18 protein-coding genes and 1 pseudogene are annotated in these 16,495 nt (G+C 67.0%); 10 read left to right on the forward strand and 9 right to left on the reverse strand.

The window, feature by feature from the left end; all coding sequences use genetic code 11:
* Positions 1-172 precede the first annotated feature (172 nt).
* Positions 173-898: a sulfite exporter TauE/SafE family protein gene (locus IEY87_RS22630; protein ID WP_225277568.1), complete on the reverse strand. Its 726-nt coding sequence runs from the start codon at positions 896-898 to the stop codon at positions 173-175.
* A gap of 192 nt (positions 899-1,090) precedes the next feature.
* Between IEY87_RS22630 and IEY87_RS22635 the strand changes: the two genes are divergently transcribed.
* Positions 1,091-1,336 (forward strand): hypothetical protein, encoded by a 246-nt coding sequence (locus tag IEY87_RS22635; RefSeq protein ID WP_189140760.1) that lies wholly within the window; start codon positions 1,091-1,093, stop codon positions 1,334-1,336.
* Positions 1,302-1,631, forward strand: coding sequence for a type II toxin-antitoxin system PemK/MazF family toxin (locus IEY87_RS22640; RefSeq protein ID WP_189140761.1), 330 nt, complete (start codon positions 1,302-1,304; stop codon positions 1,629-1,631). Before IEY87_RS22635 ends, IEY87_RS22640 begins: the two co-directional genes overlap by 35 nt.
* A 442-nt stretch (positions 1,632-2,073) precedes the next feature.
* Here IEY87_RS22640 and IEY87_RS22645 read toward each other — a convergent pair whose 3' ends face one another.
* On the reverse strand, positions 2,074-3,249 hold the full coding sequence (locus tag IEY87_RS22645; protein WP_189140762.1) for a tyrosine-type recombinase/integrase: 1,176 nt from the start codon (positions 3,247-3,249) through the stop codon (positions 2,074-2,076).
* A 271-nt stretch (positions 3,250-3,520) separates the two neighbouring features.
* Between IEY87_RS22645 and IEY87_RS22650 the strand changes: the two genes are divergently transcribed.
* The 4 genes from IEY87_RS22650 (at position 3,521) to IEY87_RS46730 (ending at position 6,423) form a co-directional block, all read left to right on the forward strand.
* Complete coding sequence (locus IEY87_RS22650) at positions 3,521-4,081, forward strand: SigE family RNA polymerase sigma factor (RefSeq protein ID WP_225277567.1); 561 nt, start codon at positions 3,521-3,523, stop codon at positions 4,079-4,081.
* Positions 4,078-5,256: a hypothetical protein gene (locus IEY87_RS22655; RefSeq protein WP_189140763.1), complete on the forward strand. Its 1,179-nt coding sequence runs from the start codon at positions 4,078-4,080 to the stop codon at positions 5,254-5,256. The genes IEY87_RS22650 and IEY87_RS22655 overlap by 4 nt, the downstream gene beginning before the upstream one ends.
* Before the next feature lie 189 nt (positions 5,257-5,445).
* Entirely contained in the window at positions 5,446-6,129 is a 684-nt protein-coding gene (locus IEY87_RS22660; RefSeq protein ID WP_189140764.1) for a hypothetical protein, read from the forward strand.
* Between the two features lie 165 nt (positions 6,130-6,294).
* Entirely contained in the window at positions 6,295-6,423 is a 129-nt protein-coding gene (locus IEY87_RS46730) for a hypothetical protein (protein ID WP_263652529.1), read from the forward strand.
* Between the two features lie 18 nt (positions 6,424-6,441).
* Here the strand turns inward: IEY87_RS46730 and IEY87_RS22665 are convergent, their stop codons facing one another.
* Together IEY87_RS22665 and IEY87_RS45905 are read right to left on the reverse strand one after the other, a co-directional pair.
* Positions 6,442-7,002, reverse strand: a complete 561-nt coding sequence (locus IEY87_RS22665) for a Tn3 family transposase (protein ID WP_189140765.1) — start codon at positions 7,000-7,002, stop codon at positions 6,442-6,444.
* Between the two features lie 62 nt (positions 7,003-7,064).
* A pseudogene (locus IEY87_RS45905) lies at positions 7,065-7,346 on the reverse strand (Tn3 family transposase); the annotation flags it as partial.
* Positions 7,347-7,521: 175 nt separating this feature from the next.
* Here IEY87_RS45905 and IEY87_RS22675 point away from each other — a divergent pair.
* The 3 genes from IEY87_RS22675 to IEY87_RS22685 are packed head-to-tail and all read left to right on the forward strand — an operon-like array spanning position 7,522 to position 8,800.
* The gene (locus tag IEY87_RS22675) at positions 7,522-7,839 is read left to right on the forward strand and encodes a PadR family transcriptional regulator (RefSeq protein WP_189140766.1); all 318 of its coding nucleotides are present in this window, start codon (positions 7,522-7,524) and stop codon (positions 7,837-7,839) included.
* Positions 7,840-7,889: 50 nt separating this feature from the next.
* Positions 7,890-8,216, forward strand: a complete 327-nt coding sequence (locus tag IEY87_RS22680) for a PadR family transcriptional regulator (RefSeq protein WP_189140767.1) — start codon at positions 7,890-7,892, stop codon at positions 8,214-8,216.
* Complete coding sequence (locus IEY87_RS22685; RefSeq protein WP_189140768.1) at positions 8,213-8,800, forward strand: hypothetical protein; 588 nt, start codon at positions 8,213-8,215, stop codon at positions 8,798-8,800. Before IEY87_RS22680 ends, IEY87_RS22685 begins: the two co-directional genes overlap by 4 nt.
* A 91-nt stretch (positions 8,801-8,891) precedes the next feature.
* Here IEY87_RS22685 and IEY87_RS22690 read toward each other — a convergent pair whose 3' ends face one another.
* The 5 genes from IEY87_RS22690 to IEY87_RS22710 all read right to left on the reverse strand — a co-directional run bounded on the left by IEY87_RS22690 (position 8,892) and on the right by IEY87_RS22710 (position 15,299).
* A complete protein-coding gene (locus tag IEY87_RS22690) occupies positions 8,892-9,455 on the reverse strand; it encodes a DUF6262 family protein (protein ID WP_189140769.1) in 564 nt (187 codons plus the stop codon).
* Positions 9,452-11,926: a tyrosine-type recombinase/integrase gene (locus IEY87_RS22695; protein WP_189140770.1), complete on the reverse strand. Its 2,475-nt coding sequence runs from the start codon at positions 11,924-11,926 to the stop codon at positions 9,452-9,454. Before IEY87_RS22695 ends, IEY87_RS22690 begins: the two co-directional genes overlap by 4 nt.
* Positions 11,923-13,101: a tyrosine-type recombinase/integrase gene (locus IEY87_RS22700; protein WP_189140771.1), complete on the reverse strand. Its 1,179-nt coding sequence runs from the start codon at positions 13,099-13,101 to the stop codon at positions 11,923-11,925. The genes IEY87_RS22695 and IEY87_RS22700 overlap by 4 nt, the downstream gene beginning before the upstream one ends.
* Positions 13,102-13,191: 90 nt before the next feature.
* Positions 13,192-14,556 carry a Tn3 family transposase gene (locus IEY87_RS22705; protein WP_189140772.1) on the reverse strand — a complete coding sequence of 455 codons (1,365 nt, stop codon included), beginning with the start codon at positions 14,554-14,556 and terminating at the stop codon, positions 13,192-13,194.
* Positions 14,535-15,299: a DUF4158 domain-containing protein gene (locus IEY87_RS22710; RefSeq protein ID WP_189140773.1), complete on the reverse strand. Its 765-nt coding sequence runs from the start codon at positions 15,297-15,299 to the stop codon at positions 14,535-14,537. The genes IEY87_RS22705 and IEY87_RS22710 overlap by 22 nt, the downstream gene beginning before the upstream one ends.
* 234 nt (positions 15,300-15,533) lie before the next feature.
* On the opposite strand from IEY87_RS22710, the gene IEY87_RS22715 reads away from it, so the two are divergent.
* Positions 15,534-16,271 (forward strand): neutral zinc metallopeptidase, encoded by a 738-nt coding sequence (locus IEY87_RS22715; RefSeq protein WP_225277565.1) that lies wholly within the window; start codon positions 15,534-15,536, stop codon positions 16,269-16,271.
* The last annotated feature ends 224 nt before the right edge of the window (positions 16,272-16,495 follow it).

Raw genomic sequence — 16,495 nt, forward strand, 5'->3', positions numbered from 1 at the left:
CTCGATCATGTGGCTGAAACTCCTCACCTCAACCACATGATCCGAACTCTAAACAGCTCCTAGGGCGGCGGTCCGGTCAGCGGCCGTTTCTCTGGAGGTCCTCGGCCACGTGCGGCGGGTGGCCGAACCTGGCCTGCCGTACAGAGTTTTCAGAACGTGAGGCTCTGGACGATCAGGATACGAGGCTCTGGACGATCAGGATCAGGGCCGAGAGGGAGGCCACCACGAGGACGGCCGCCCGCACCTTGCCGCCGTCCAGATAACGGCGCAGCGGCCCGGACACCAGGAATCCGGCGATCATCGGCACGATGAGGCAGGCGCCGACGGCGAGCGCCCGAGCCGGCAGGTGGTCGACCAGGGCCAGGATGGCGAGCGACTGGGCGGCGCTCAGGAAGAAGAACATCGCCAGCGTCGCCCGGATCTCCGGCCCCTTGGCCGTCTGGTAGATCAGCGCGATCGGCGGCCCGCCGATGCCCGTCGCCGTGCCGGTGATCCCCGAGACGAACCCGGCCCCGGTCATCGTGAACCCGTTGCGCGGCAGGCTCACCGCGCGGGCCGTGAGCCCCACTGCCACGAGCACCATGACGCCGACGAGGACACCTAAGGTGTAGACAGAAATGTAGACCACGATGAATGCACCGATGGCGCTCCCCGGCAGCCTTCCCGCGACCGCGAAACCGATCCCCCGCCAGTCCACCCGCCGCCACTCCGCAGCCAGGGTGAACAGCGGCAACGTCATGTTGACCACCTGGATCGCACCGGGCATCACGGCCGGCTCCAGCAGCACCAGCACCGGCACGGCGACCAGCCCGAGCCCGAAACCCACGGCCCCCTGGACGATCGCCCCCACGAAAACGGCTAAACCACCGATGATCAGGATCAATGCCTCGTTAGCCATGCAGGCGAGTCAATCATCTTTACTCTCTGTTGCCATACATGCTGCGAGGGTAACTGAGTGGATGTAGGGTTCGCCCACAGACGTTGACGTAGCTTTGGGAGTATGCAGATGAAACCGAAGGCCACGACGATTCGCGTCAGCGTCCAGACCAGAGACAGGATCGCAGCACTGGCGAGAAAGGCAGGTGAACCCATGACCGCGATCATCGACCAGGCCATCCGGGAGATGGAGAAGAAGCACCGCTGGCAGCACGTCGCGGAGCAGATCGAGCACACCCAGAGGACGGACCCACAAGGGTGGGCCGACTATCTAGCCGAATCCCAGCTGGTTCAAGGGCCGCTTCCCCGCTCCAGGCGCATCGCGCCCGAGTGGGAGGGGCTCATCACGTTTCCCGAGGAGAGCGATGAGGGTAATCCAGGGCGAGATCTGGCTCGCTAACCTGGGCGAGCCGAGTGGTCGCGAGCAGGGCTACCGTCGCCCGGTGCTCGTCATCAGCAACGACGACTTCAACACGGCGACCCCTGTGAAGATCATTGTCCCGCTGACCACGACGAATCGGGGGTGGGACAACCACATCCCGATCGGCTGTGAGGGCACCGGCCTGGACAAGCCGAGCTGGGCCATGGTGGAGCACGTTCGCAGTGTCTCCCCTCAGCGGTTCAGCAGCAGGATCGGCATCGCTTCCGATGAGGTCATCCACGAGGTCACCGACTGGATCACCGACATGATCTAGCGGGACTTCTGCCACCCGGCGAAATGTTGGTTCGCCGGGTGGCAGCCTCATCCTGCCACAGGAGACCGTCCGTCACCCGCCGGTGGCACAAGCCCTCGCTCCTCTAAGCTGCGTGATCGTGCGCGTCCTCATCCCCCGCAGTTGGCCACTGCTCACGCCGGCCACCCGTCGGTCTGGATCCGCTGCGACCACGCCGCTCGGCTCCGCCCGAACCGTGCCGCCCGGTTCTCCTTCGGCCACACCGCTCAAGTTGGCCCTCTGCTCCCGAACGTGGCCCCAGCCCCAAAGTAGCCCTGGGTGACGTTGGTGACTGTGTGTGGTTGACCTCCTGCTCCCGAACGTGTTCCCAGCCGCCAGGTAGGCCTTGATCGCGCTACGGCGCCGTCGTGGAAGTGTCGGGATTGGATGGTTTCCCGACAGGGCGCTCACCTAGGTCTCGCGGTCATAGGTCTTCGACGTAGTCGGCGGCGATGTCGTCGGGTGGGTTGGTGTACAGGCGTAGGTAGCGGTCGTTGGCGTGGCCGAGGCGGCGTTCGAGTTCGGCGCGGTTGTGGCCGGAGGCTTGGGAGAGCTGGAAGGCGAAGGTGCGCCGGGCGTCGTGCGGGCGCAGGGTGCCGAGTTTGCGGTCAGGGTCGGTGGTCTGGGCGTCGTGCAGGCGGCCGATCTCGCCGACGATGGTGTTGATCGAGCGGGGTGACAGGCGGCCGTCGGGGCGGCGGGCGGCGATGGAGGCGGCCGACAGCAGCAGCGCGGCCGGGCCGGCGCTGGCGGCCGCGTCGCCGGGCCGCTCCTGGTCGAGGTAGCCGGCCAGCGCCTGGCGGGCGTCGCGGCCCAGGAACACGGTGCGGCTGGTGCGGCCCTTGCCGCGCACGCTGACCAGGTGCGCCTTCTTGGCCTGGCGCAGTCGCTCGGGGTCGGCCGGTTCCAGTTGATCCAGGTTCAGGCCGACCAGCTCCGCGCGGCGCAGCCCGGTGCCGAACAGCAGGTAGATGATGGCCCGGTCGCGCAGCGGGCGGGCGTGAGCGTGCGCCCGGGGCGTGGCGGCTCCGCGGTGACGGCGGCCCTTGAGCTCGTGGAAGGTCTCGATCCGGTCCACGACGTTCTTGACAGTGCGCACCTGGGCGGCGGCCAGCGCTCGCGGCTGCGGGGCGGGCAGGGGTAGCGGGACGACCTTCTTGGTCGGGTCGCCTTGGCGCAGCAGCCCTTCGGGGGCGTGCGCGGTGATCCAGGTGAACAGCGCCGACAGGTGCGCGAGGTGGTTGTTGACGGTCGCCGGCGCCATCGGCGCGGACGTGTTGTCGCGGCGGCGGTTGCCGGCGGTGGCCAGGTGGTCGCGCCAGGCGGCGACCTCACGCGGGGTGACGGCCGAGAGCCGGTCATGCCCGAGACCGCCCGTGATCCAGGCGCCGAAGCGCTCCAGATGCCGGGAGATCTTGGTGGTGACCTCCGCTGAGCGGACTCCGCGCACGGCCAGATCAAGGTAGCGCTCCGTCCAGGCTGTGAGGCTGTCGTCGGCCGGATCGAGGCGTTCGGAGAGCCCGACCACCTTTCGTGAACTGATTTCGGCGTGATCCCGCCCGGCGAGCAGAGACGCCGAGCTGGGGGTGGAGGACAGCATGGAGCCAGGTTACTTCACGGAAGGGCTCTTTCCTGAAGAGAATCGGCCCGGCGAAAGGTCGTCAGCCCAGGCTGCATGGGTCGTCGGACGCCCTGCCAACGCTGCTCCGCTATCATCTGCTGCCCGAAGGACGCCAACTACTCGACCATCTTTCCGCGGCCTTGGGGGCGATGCCGCCGGGCGATCCAGAGCTTTTGCTGGACCAGCTTCTCAGCAAATGTGACTTCCGTCTCACAAGGCAACCTGGACAGCGAATATGCATGGAAGAGGTATGCGATTCGCGATTCAACGAGCGGTGGAAGAACCAGCGCCACCGCCGCAGGGAGTGCCGCCTGCTGCGGCCATGGATGAGGCTGTCGTGGCCGAACTGTTCCTGACTCAACGGCTGGGCCTGGTCCGGTTGGCGTTCCTGCTGGTGGGCGATCAGGAAACGGCCGAGGACGTCGTCCAGGACGCCTTTGCGGCACTGCACCGCCGGTGGAGCAGGTTGACCCACCGTGATCGATTACTGCCCTACCTTCGGGCGAGTGTGGTGAACGGATGCCGCATGGTTCACCGGCGCCGGTCCATCATGAGCAGGTTCACCGGCGATAGGCAGATGCCATTTCGGTCGGCGGAGGCTGCCACGTTGCTCGGAGAGACACGCCGGGAGGTGTCGGAGGCAGTACGCGCCTTACCTCGCCGCCAGCGAGAAGCCGTGGTGTTGCGTTACTACCTCGACCTGTCCGAGGCAGAAACCGCCGAAGCCATGGGAATCAGCCGTGGCACGGTGAAATCGACCGTCTTTCGAGCCCTGAAGGCACTCACCGTCAAACTGGAGGGAAATCGATGACGTCATGGCTCGAAGATCAGCTCCGTGATGCCCTCACCGCCGACGCGGAGCAGGTTCGCCCGGAAAACTTGCGCCCTGCCGAACAGGCGGCGCGAACAAAGACCATCGTTCCCAGGCGCCGGTTCGCCCTGGCGGTTCCGCTCGCGGCCGCACTTGTCGTCGTGCTCATTGGCACAGTCGCCGCCATGGTGGCCGGAACAGGCGGCACGACCCCAACCGGGCCTGCAACGCAAACCCTTGGTGGTCCGCGTTTCCTGCTGATCGCCGGCAATGACGGCGTGACGGTCCACGACGCCCGCACCGGGAAGGTCGCGAGTCGACTCGGGCTGCCCCCGACCCCGGAGGGAAGCTTCCGGGAGCCCGGTGGATATCTGCTCGCAGGCGCCGGCGACGGTGCGACCTTTTATATTGCCCAGAGCGTGATGTCCCGCGAGACACAGGTAAGCAGCACGAGGTTCTACCGAGCTCGGGTCGATGAACAAGGGAAACCAGCCGAGTTGGTTCGCGATGTGATCCCTAAGGTGATCGGTACGACAGCGAGCTCTCTTGCCCTTACCAGTGACGGCACTCGACTTGCCTACAGCCTCGACGGCAAGGTGTGCGGTCAAGGTAAAATGTTGCGCTTCTGCCCCGGGGCCCAGCTCACAGTCGTCGATCTGCCCGCAGGGACGAGACGCACCTGGACGACGGACGCCGCGGGACAGATCAGGAACCTCTCATGGGCGGCTGATCGCCGCGTGCTCGGTTTCGTGGTGAAATCCGAGGCCCGGGTCCTGGACGCCGCCGCCGCCGGCACCACGCTCGCCATCAGCCGCGTCGTGGCCCGAGGACAGGAGGCCAAGGCCTCAGCGATCAGCCCGGATGGGCGAAGCATGCTGATCGGCCGCACCCATCTGTCCGACGGCCGGCAACCGCATCGCTACACCATTGATGAATATTCCGTCACAGACGGCCGCAAGATTCGCACGCTGCTCAGCGTGGACCGCCACGGCAAGACCAGCGCCTGGTGGAACCTGATCCGCTATGACGCTACCGGGCGCCACCTGCTGGTCGTGGGGAACTTCTACCCGCTAAGCAGGCTGGACGACGGACGGGTCACCCCCTTGCTCTACCAGGGACCTTCAGATCCACAACTCTCGAACTCCTCGCCGCCGGCGATAGAAGCGGCCTGGTGAATGGCTGCCAGGTGGCCTTCCACTCGGGTCCGCACGATGAGGCCAAAGTAGCTCTGGGTAATGGCGAGTCAGTGTCCACGAAGCTTCGGCAGTGGAAGTAGATCTTACGATCAGCCGGTGGGTTGGCCAACTCGAACGAGCTGGCCAGCTGCCGCACATCATGCTTTGTGTAATAGGAAGGCACCGTGTATGACTAACGATCAGCGACATGGCCGTCGACGGCGGGACCGCTCGTATGTGACCCGGCTTGCGGGGATCGTGGTGAGTGTCCTGGCGGTCGGAGGGGGATTCGGTGCGGCGACCTCCCTCGTCAACGCCATCTCCGGCAGCTTCGCCGACCTTGAAAGCCGTGCCTACACCACCAGCGGGTGGTCAGGTGCGGAAATCGCGAGCACACTGCTCGACTCCGGCTGGGCTTGGGCGGGTTTGGCGGTAGCAGCGGGGTGGCTGGTCACACGCACCGAAGAGAGTCGGCCCGTGGCACTGGCGCAAGGCGCCGCCGCTGGAGTGCTGGCCCTGCTCGCGGCCACGGCTGCCTACAGCATCGTGGACACCATCCGTAGCGGCGGGCGGTTCCCCTGGTATGAGTCCGAAGTTGTGCGGTGGTTCGCCAGCGTAACCTTCGGAGGGCCTTTGGGTTGCGTTGGTGCATGCGTCAGGCGGCCGGGCGTGATTGGTTTGCTCGCCAGATTGACGGTGCCGGTCGGCGCCGCTGTCCAGATGGTCGTGCTCCTGCCCGGCAGGAACGAGGTGATCGAGGCCATCGGCAAGACGGTCGTGTGGATGGCGGCTGCCGTGAGTATTGGCTTCGTCGTGGCCCGTTTCCTCCTGGTGCGACGCCGGCGCTCTGAGACAGTCGCAAAGTCTCCGTAAGGCGAGCTGCAGGAGCATCCGCTGAGGTTCACCGAGCTACGATCTCGTCTTGACGGCGTCACGTAGATGGTCCTTACCGGGACGCTGTGCGCTCTGGAGCGCGACAGCTTGGTACGCGGCACCGTTTACCTCACCGTGCCACCTCGGGGGGAATGCACCCCCATCATGGTTTTCACACCCAAGTCCAGGTCCGACGTGGCCAGCGTCGCCTCGATTGTGCCTGCGGCCAGTTCCTCGGCCAACGCCAAGATGACCGCGTTGTTCGCCGCGAACGCCTCCACCGCCGCCACGTAATCGAGAGAGCGGGATCGGTCAGGCCGCGAGGCCGAGGTCGAGGCGGCGGCCCATGTCGATGTCGATGGTGCCGTACAGATTGGCGTTGGACCAGAACAGGGGCGAAAGTCCTCGCTTGTCGGCGTCGGTCAGTCGCTGCTGCCAGGCGGGGTCCTTGAGGACGGACTGGACGAGCAGGGTGTTGATGAAGACCAGTGCGGACTGGAGCAGGTGGAGGCTGAGCATGGAGACCTCCTGGTGCTCCTTGTCGCTGCCGGGGATGGTGCCGGCGCTGCCGTAGAACAGGTCGGTGTTGGCCGAATTCCAGTTCTCCACGACCTGCAGGCCCTCGTGGATCTCGCGGCGCAGTTCCTGCGAGGCGATGTAATCGGCGACGAAGATGCTCTTGACCGCCTTGCCGAGTTCCTCGATGGCCTTGTAGGTGGGGTGTTTGGGGCCTCCGCGGGTGAAGCGGCGCAGCACCTGCTCAGCCTCGGCCGTGCCCAACCGGAGGGCGGTGGCGTACTTGACCATCTGGTCGTACTGCTGGGCGATGATCTCCCAGTCGACGGCTTGTCGGCGACCATGCCGGTCAGGCAAGCCGGGACCTGGTCATCGGCGTCGGCCCGCGCCAGCTTCTGGCGGGCGATGTTCTTCATCCGCGGCAGCAGCTTGAACCCCAGCAGGTGAGAGAACGCGAACCCGACCAGGGACTGGCCGTGGGTATCGGTGTACTGGCGATCGATAGTGGCGTCCGTGCAGTGCCGCAGCACGCCCTCCATCATCGCGGCGACCTCGGAGGCGTTGCAGGAGCGAAGCTGGGAGTAGACGCACACCGATTTCCGGTCGACGTGCCAGTAGATCATGACGCCGTGACCGCCGTACCGGGCGTGGCACTCGTTCTCCGGGGGTGACGCTGGCCGGAGGCGCTGATTGTCGTTCATGCGCGCAGCTCAACGGCCTTGTTGCTGAGAGTAGTTGATGCAACGCCTGTGGTGCAAGGGGCTGATGCTCTTCGGGCCGACTCTGCGGAGATTGCCGTCAAGGCACCGCTCATCAAGCAGCAGCTGACGTCGACCCTATATAGAGTTCGCTAATGTACCTATGTAGAATACGAGCATGAGGTTCACGACGCCAACGCTCCTGGTCTTGCAAGCCTTCCTCGCAGACCCCCGAGAAAAGCGCTATGGCTTCGAACTTGTCCAGGTGGCCGGCTTGGAGGCTGGCACTCTGTATCCGATCCTGATGCGCCTCGAGGAGGCTGGTTGGTTGGAGAGCTCCTGGGAAGAAGTCGACCCTCGCGCTGAAGGTCGTCCCCGACGTCGGTACTACCGCCTGACGGCTGTCGGGGAGGAGTCGGCCAGAGTTGCGTTGGCCGCTCGCGCGGCGCGACTTCGTCTGGGACCCTTGCGGCAACCCGCTCCTGGTGCAGCCTAGGACCTCCTTATTTTTAATATGCAAGGTGCTTTTTATAGTAATGTTTGGGTATGACGATGCCCGAGCGGCTAACTGAGCCGTTCATCGACGTGGCCGAGGTCCTCTGGAGATCTCCGCATGGGCTCCACGGCTACGAGATCAAAAAGCAGACCATGCGCCTGGCCCCGACCGTCTATAACAACCTCGATCGGCTCACCGGGCTGGGGTGGGCCATCGGCAGCTTCGAACTTCGCAACCCGACTCCGGGTCGTCCACCACGACAGACCTTCGAGCTCACGCCCGAAGGTCGCACCCAGGTGGAAAAGTTGTTGATCGCATGGGGGCGCATCCCATCGTCGAGACTCGGCATGGCGAGCGATGCCGGTGGTGATCTGTGACAACACAGCAGATCATTCTCACCATCGCGCTCGCGCTCGTGGTCAACGAAATCTTGGGAGGCACCCACCGGCTTTCCCGATGCATCGTGCGCTGGGCCGCTCGGTGCTGGGAGAAGCGATCAGGCATCGACCACACTGCCGACTGGCTCGAAGATCTTGAGCATGGCCCGCCCACGATCTTCAAGCTCCTCAGCGCGCTGTGGCTCGCTTTGAGCGCCATCGTGCCCCCTGAGAGGCTCACGCTCAATCTTCCGTCCGTATGGCGCATGGCGAAGCCGTCGGTCTTCATCCTCGCAGACGTGTTCCGGGCGTTCTCCCGGCTGGCAGTCACCATCTCCTTCCGGGGGTGGGCCAAACAACGGCAATTGCCCAGCGAACTGGTCCATCCCGCGCACCAATGGTTCGTGCTCGCCGTGGCGTCGCTTCTAGGCAGGGACAAGCGAGACCGATTTGCTGAGGAGCTGATGGCAGAGTTGGCTGCGATACCGGGAGATCGCGCTCGCGCCAGGTTCGTTACCAGCCTTGTGCTGGGGGCGCCGAGAACGGTGATCATGCTTCGCTTCGCGAAAACCCCACCTCGTTAGTTGCTTCACTAAGCCGCCTCTGTTGGCCTATGCGGAGGATGGTGGACATACCCAGGCTGCACGGTTGACGAGCCGACAGCCTGGGAAGCCATCAACGATGGCCATTGGAGCTGTTGACGCGAGCAATTAGCTCGCGATTGGCTGCGCGGGCGGCGTCGAGTTCGTCGGTCAGTTCCTCCTTGCGGAGTCGCATGTCGACGACCTGTTGTTCCAGGGTCGTGATGCGGGCTTTGAGCTGTTCGATGTCGTCGGGGGCCCCGAGGCCGGACTCGCGCCAGGCCTGTTCACCAAGGATCTCCGACAGCCGTTTCTCGAGCTGGTGGACGCGTCCGGCCAGCCGGGTGCAGCGGGCTTGGGCGTTGGCCAGGTCGGCCTGTAGCGAGGCCCTGCTGACGGTGGGGCCGACTCCGGCAGTGTTGGGCGGTTGGGCCTCCAGCGCGTGGAGCTGTTCGAGCAGGTCGCGGTGCCGGTAGAAGAAGGTGCGGTCGACACCTGCCCTGCGGGCGATCGCCGAGACGCTGATCTCCTCGCCGGAGGCGGCGGCCTCGTTGAGGGCCTTGAGCACCCGCTGGCGGCGTCGGGCGGAGTCGGCCCGGCGGCCTTCGGCCAACGAGGTGGTGCGGGCGTCGACGGTTTCGGGGGACGAGGTGGTCATGCTGAGCGCTCCGGGCGGACGTCGGGCAGGGGTTGGCGGATGCGAGGCATGCCGAGCATCACGGTGCGATGTCGCCGGACGGCAGCGACGGCCTGGTCGATCTCGGCGCGTTCCTTGGTGGTCAGTTCGCCGAGGTCGTCCTTGATCCGGTTGATGAGCCGGCGGACTCGGCGTATCTCCTCGTGCGACGGCATCGCCTCGGCCCGGGCCCATTCGTCGACGTCGGCGGCGGCCAGCAGCCGTTCCCGGTTGCGTAGCAGGTCGTCGAGGTAGGCCTGCAGGTCGGGCAGGTAGGAGACGTCGGTGCGGAAGTGGTCGCAGCCCACGCAGCGGAACCGGAACGGGCAGGAGTGCCCGCCGGCCTTGACGTTGGACGGCTCGCCGCAGACACCGAACGGGACGACGACCTCACCGACGGCGCGGCGGGCGTGTTCGGAGTCCAGCAGCGCCTTGGCCTGCTGCCAGATGCGGTTGCCGTGCCGGTCGAACTGCAGCGTGGCGACCCGGTCGACGGCCTCGCGGCGCCGCGTCTCGCCCACGCGGTAATACCGTTTCGACGTGTCCAGCAGCCGATGATCCATGAGTTCACGGAGCACGTCGACATGGACGCCCGCGTCGGCGTGGCGTTGGGCGTAGGTGTGACGATATGCGTAGGGCACCACTTGGGCCTTGTCGAACTCGGTGCCGTCGGTCAGCAGCAGCGGCGGCAGGTTGTCGACCCAGAGCCGGTGTCGTTCGCTCATGCTGGAGTCGCCGATCGGGCGGGTGCCGTCGGGGTTCTTGCGGGGTGAGGGCAGCAGCTTCAGTTCGGCGATCGGGATGTCGGGATACCGTTCTCGGACGTGCTTCTTCTGCTGTGTGATCAGCTCGGCGGTGACCTCGGGGATCGGCAGGCGGCGGCCGAGCCGGTTGCGTTTGCGGTTGTCGTAGATGAGTACGGGGTCGCCATTGTCGTCGCGGTCCAGGCAGTCCCACGGCAGTTCGCAGATGTCATCGGGGCGACGGCCGGTGTCAATGGCCAGCTCAACGGCGACGCGGACCTCGCGGCTGGTCCTGGCCAGCTCCTCGAACTGCGGCAGGTGTTCGCAGAGCTGCCGCATGATCTCCGGTGGAAGGTCTCGGCCGGGTTCGTCGTCCTCGGGTTCCTGCGGAACGTCGCTGGTCAAGAGCACGAAGTCGTCGGGCAGGCCGGCGGCGGCCTGCCCGGGGCGGGTCAGCCCGAGGCTGCGGACGCGGGCCAGCATCCGCTTGAGTTGGCGGACGATCCGAGCCCGCGCTTTGTGGGTGAGCTTGTCGTTCGCCTCCTGGTAGGCGAGCCGGTGCAGGTAGCTCTCGATGTCGGCGCGGCCGAGCTGGGAGGGGATCTCGCCGTGGTCGTCGCGGACGGCGCGCAGACTCGCCGAGAGCAAGACCGCGCAGTTCACGTGGTGCTGAACGAAGCCGCGGGCGCCGTCGCCGCGGCGTTTGGGCAGGTCGTCGAGAGCCCACTGTTTGATGGCCTCGCGCAGCCACCACTGGGAGATCTTCGTGAAGTTCAGGCGTCCGCCGAACCCGAACGCCGCCAGGTCCCAGATGTCCTTGGTCCTCTCCGCTTCGGGGTCGAGGAAGGCTCGATAGACGTGCCGGGCGATCGAGTTGGAGATCGACCGTTTGCCCTTGTCGGTCGGCTCGGAGAGATCGGCGACCGAGGTGACCTGGCAACGGCGCAGGTCGTCGATGACGATCCGGATCATCTCGGGCTTGGTCTTCACTCCGTCGCGCGTGCGTTGCTGGAGCCCATAGAGAACCTGCAGGACCGCCAGCGGCGTCAGGCCGCGCAGGTTGACGATCCCGGCTTCGGGGATCGGCGGCTCGGTCGCCTGCCAGTGCGGCTCGTCCACGTCCTGGCCGGTCTTCTGCAGGGCGAGCATCCTTTTGTAGTGGGCGTCGCAGTAGGAGCACAGGCTGCTGATCCGATCGCGCAGGCAGGCCACCACCGCGCAGGGCCCGAAGCTCTCTCGCGGCCGCGCCTCGGGGTGGACCAGGAATTCCTCCAAGGTCAGCTTGCGGATCTCCTGCTGTTCCCAGGAGTGGGAGTTGCAGAGCGGCCGCCGTGAGGAGATCCGGATCCGCGGGCAGCCGGTCACCGCGCAGGTCTCCAGCCGCACGACCCTCGCAGGAGGAGGAAGTAGGTGGATGTCGTTCTCGCTCAGCCCGTGCTTGGGGAGCCTACGGCGGCACGAGGTGCAGATCCGGGCCGCTCCACCGGCTCGGTTCTGGCAGCCGCCGACGCGGCAGGCCGGCCAGCCCAGCAGCGGGTGATCTGCGGGCATGTGGAAGATCCGCAGGGCCGAGTCCCAGCGGATCTCGGCCAGGAAGGCCGCGTCGAGCAGCGGGACGAGCCGCAGAGCGGCCTCGTCGAGGACGGCATCGGGCAGCCCGAGCTGCGCGGCGGCCGTGGGGACGGCCGCCGCGGTGAGGAGGGCGGTCACCAGGCGGCCCCGTCCATCCGCCGCGGGCTAGGAACGCGCTCGACCGCGGCCCGCAGCCGGGCGGGGTCGGGATGCAGGTAGACCTGGGTCGACCGCATGGAGGCGTGCCCGAGCAGTTCCTGGACCTCGTCGATGGTGCCGCCGGCGTCCACGACGTTACTTCCATAAGCGTGCCTGAGCTGATGCGGCGTGACCTGGCGATCGAGCCGAGCCCGCGAGCACAGCGCGGTGATCAGATCGTTGATTGCGTCCGGCCGCATCGGCGCCCCGACCGGCCCGCGGAACAGGTTGATCAACGCGAAGTCGCTGGCCTGGGCTTGCGGGATCTCCGCCCGCTCGAACACGTACTGGTCATAGGCCTGAACCAGCAGGAAGTCGACTGGCACTGCGCGCTGACGACGCGATTTGGCCCACGCCCCGTTCGGGTTGTCGCGGCGGATGACGTGCAGATGGGCGCCCTGGGCTTCGCAGCCCAGCGGCCGTGAGTCCGGCATCAGGTGGAGATCGCTGCGTCGCAGCCCGCACATTTCGCCGCGCCGTAGTCCCGCCCGCGCCATCAGCAGCACGATCAGCCGGTCACGGGCCGACAAGCAGGCGTGTAGCAGGGCGACGATCTCCTCATCGCTGGCCCGATCGACCGGTTCTTCCGGCTCGTGCAGCCGGTGTCGCGCTCGCATCCGCCACGACATGCCGGCGTCCTCACCGCGGGCCTCCAGCGGCAGATCCAGATCATCGGCCAGCTCATAGATCTGCGCCAGCACCTGCTGGGGCGCCTCGCCCGCAGTGACCGCGTGGACCAGGAAGCCGCGGACCGCGGTCAGCACCGCGTTGATCCGCCGGGCACCGCGGACCGGTTCCCGGCCGGGCCCGGCCAGCACCTCCGCGCCCACAGGGTCGGCGTTCAGACCGCTGACCTCCTTCGGTGCGTGCCGCAGCCACGTCATGAACAGGCCGAAGTCCGCGGCCGCCGTCCGCCAATCCCGCCCCGTCCTGCGGCACCACCGCAGGAACAGCGCGATTCCGCCCGCGTACGCCTTGCTCGTCGACTCGGCGCCGTCGCGCCCGAACCTGACCTGCCGCAAGAACGCGTCCGCGCCCTCGATCACGACCAGGTCCTCATTCAGCACCGTCCAATACCGCACCCCAGACGGCAACTTCACCGGGAACGCCCGCATCGATCTCCTCGCTCCAACTGGCATCAGAACAACACCAGCCACAAGAGCCACACACTAGGAGAAGCGCTGCAAAACCCTCAACCGGGAGGACTATGCAACATCACGCAACAGGCCAGCGACCCCAGGGGAATACTCGGTCATCAGGTTCGACGACCACGACCCGAACTTCTTCGAGTCGCTGGCGCAGGCGGTGCCGTTGCCCCACCACAGCGGATCCCGCATCTTCAAGGTGGCGTTGACCAGGGTCGCGATCGCCGCGCGGAGGTTGTCGCGGTTGACGAACAGATGCCGGGTCGCGCGCAGCGCGGCCTCGGTCTCGCCGTGGCGGCCGCCGTCAGCGACCCGTTTGATCCCCACATTGGTGCCGAGCGCGTACAGCACCAGCAGCAGCCGCTTGCGGATCACCTCCCGCGGGGTCGCCTCCCTCGTGGCGACCGTGGTGAACGCGTCGGTGAAGTCGGTGACGAAGTCCGACTCCTTCAGGAAGTCCAGCAGGTCGATGATCCCCCACCGGGCGGCGACCTCGGTGTGCAGGGCACGCAGGTTCTCCGGAACCTGAAGTTTGCCCAAGTCGGGGATATGCCAGCGCGCCTCGCCGCGCAGCGTCTTCACCTTCGTCCCGCCCGAGCGGTTCCTGCGGACCGCCTCCCCGCACGCCGCCATCGCCGCGCGCATCGCCTCCTGCAGCGTGGCGATGAACACGCCGGCGTCCAGCGGCTGACGCAGTTCCTCGTAGTGGACGTCCCGGTTGTCCTCGAAGTCCGTCGGCAGGTCCTCCTCGGGGTTGCGCCAGCGGCGGGCCCCGGCGACGTAGATCTCGCGGCGGCGCAGCGCGTCCTTCAGCGACACGATCACGCACAGCTCATACGAGGCCCGCTCGATGATCCCGTTCTCGTCGACGACCGCCTCCAGCCAGCCGTCCGGCACCACGCCCTTGATCGGGACGTTCTCCGAGGCGTCGTAGTTGCGGGTGGCGTTGGGGATGTCGGCGTAGCGCTGCAGCAGGTCCACAGCGTCCATCAGCGGCCGGTAGGCGGTGTTGTTGCACTTGAACTCAATCGCCGCCAGCAGCTTCGGGAGCATCCGCCGGTAGTAGTTCGAATACGAGCTGGTCAGCACCGTCCGCACCCGGGCCTTATAGGCCTTGGCGTCCGCCTTCGCCTCGGCGACCAGCGCCTGCAGCGTCGCCTCCCCTCCCGGCACAGCCGGGAACACCACCTGCCGGACCGTGCCCTCCGGCGTCCGCAGCGAGGCCTCGGCGATCGAGAACAGCTTCTCGGTCTTGCGGTGCACCTTCTTGGCCTCGGCCTCGATCGCCTTCTCGATCTTCCGTTCCGCCCGAGTGTTGAACTTCGATACCAGGCCGATGAACAGATCGACCAGCGCGTCGGTGATCTCCGTCGTCCGCGACCACGCCAGCGCGGCCACCAACGTCAACCGGACCGGCGGCTGCATCGCCGCGAAGTCCGACGCGGGTGCGAGGCCATCGCCCGCGCCCGCCAGGAGGCCACCAGCCGATCGGAGTACCCGCCGAACAGATCCGCCGACAGGCCGAGCGCCTTCGCCCGCCGCAACTTGACGATCTCCTCCAGCAGCGTCTCCAGCCCCAACCGGCCCGGGTCGGACTTCAACTCCAACAAGAACCCGTCCTCACCCGTGGCCAGCTCCCGCAGCGACCGCGCCGAGTTCGCCGACAACCCGTTCAGCACATGCAGGCAGAACTCCCGCTCGAACCGCACCCGGCCCGCGCCTGCGATCCGGTCGATCCGGCCCGGCGGCTCGATCTTCAACGTCCGGCAACGTCGCAGCAGCGCCGCCCGCAGGCCCTCGTCGGCGAACACCATCGGGCAGATCTTGTCCGCCAGCCACTCGGCCAGCACATCCTCATCCGCCCGGGTCGCCTCTCGAAACCCCAGCGCCTCCCGCACCTGCTTGCGGTGGTACTCGATCGTCGACCCTGACCACCGGTACTCCGCGAACAGGTCCGGATCGACTTTCACCTGCCCCGCCACGTAGTCAACGGCGGCTTTCGGGACCTCGCCCGCATGCCGCGGGAACCGGCCCTCCTGCTCGAAGAACTTCAGCAGCAGACCGAACCCCAGACGCGTCGCCCCGGACTTGTTCCCCACCAGCTCCCAGTCGCCGTCCAGCAGCGTCCACGCCGCGATCAGATCCTCTGGCTCCCACTCCCGACGCACCCGAACCGCCCTCCACCCGACCGCCTCCGACACCAACACGATCAAGCAGAAACCCAGACCAATCAGCTTCATTCACCCACCCGTGACGACCACGAACCGCAATCGTGATGTCTCACATAGCTACTTTGGGGCTGGGGCCACGTTCGGGAGCGGAGGGCCAAGTCGGCTCAGAGCACGCCCAAGGTCGGACCGGCTTGGGGCGCGCGCAAGGGCGGACCGGCTTGGGGCATGCTCATGGTGGTCACGCGTCTGGCCGTCCTTCTGCCGGCGGCGGTCGCGCAGGCGGCACCGTACCGGGATCCGCTGGTGGGGACCGGCAAGCTGGCCACGGGTTCGTGCGCCGAACCGGAGATCATCCAGGGCGGCATCCCTCGGACCCGCGAATACCTGACGGCGGTCCTGAAATGTCTGGATAAATCGTGGTCGGCGCACTTGGCCCGAGCCCGGCTGCCCTTCCGCAAGCCCGCCGTACGCTTCTACGAGGCTCCCGAGCACCGGGTGTGCGGCGTTCTGTGGCCGCAGGATGCCGCCGCCTTCTACTGCACGAACCGGGGCAGGCTGGTCTTCCCGCTCACCGGTCACTGGATCGAGGACCGCGCGGACCTCTACCCGCTCAAGGTCGCCGCCCACGAGTACGGCCACCACGTTCAGAGCCTGACCGGCATCAGGGCTCGCTACGAGTCCGCCGTCCGGGCCGGGAAAGAGCCTCAGGCGGAGCTGAGCCGTCGCTACGAGCTGCAGGCCGACTGCCTGTCCGGCGTGTTCCTGGGCAGCGTATGGCGCTCACTGGACCGTACGGACCGCGACTGGGCGGCGCTGCTGGAGGCGACCAGGGCGAGCGGGGACGACGCCGACGGCCACCGCGGTCACGGCAGCGGCGCCACCCGCGCCCGCTGGCTCAAGCGCGGCTACCAGACGCTCTCCCCCAGCGCCTGCGACACCTGGTCGGCCCCCTCCCGCGCACTCTCCTGAACCAGCCACACCCTGCGGCACCTCAACGCCACCATCAGGCGGAACATGCCGGAAGACGCCCCTCGCCCGGAACGTCCCGCGGCGTCCGTCCGAGCGCGCCGCGACCCCCGAATTGGGGAGCTCCCGAGCGCGCCACCGCCGGGACGCCAAAGAGCCGCCAGGCGGTGATGTCCGCCTGGCGGCTCCCCTTGACCGGGTGATGGGCTGCCCCCGATGCGGGCGGC

Source organism: Nonomuraea glycinis (genome assembly GCF_014646515.1).
GTDB lineage: Bacteria > Actinomycetota > Actinomycetes > Streptosporangiales > Streptosporangiaceae > Nonomuraea > Nonomuraea glycinis.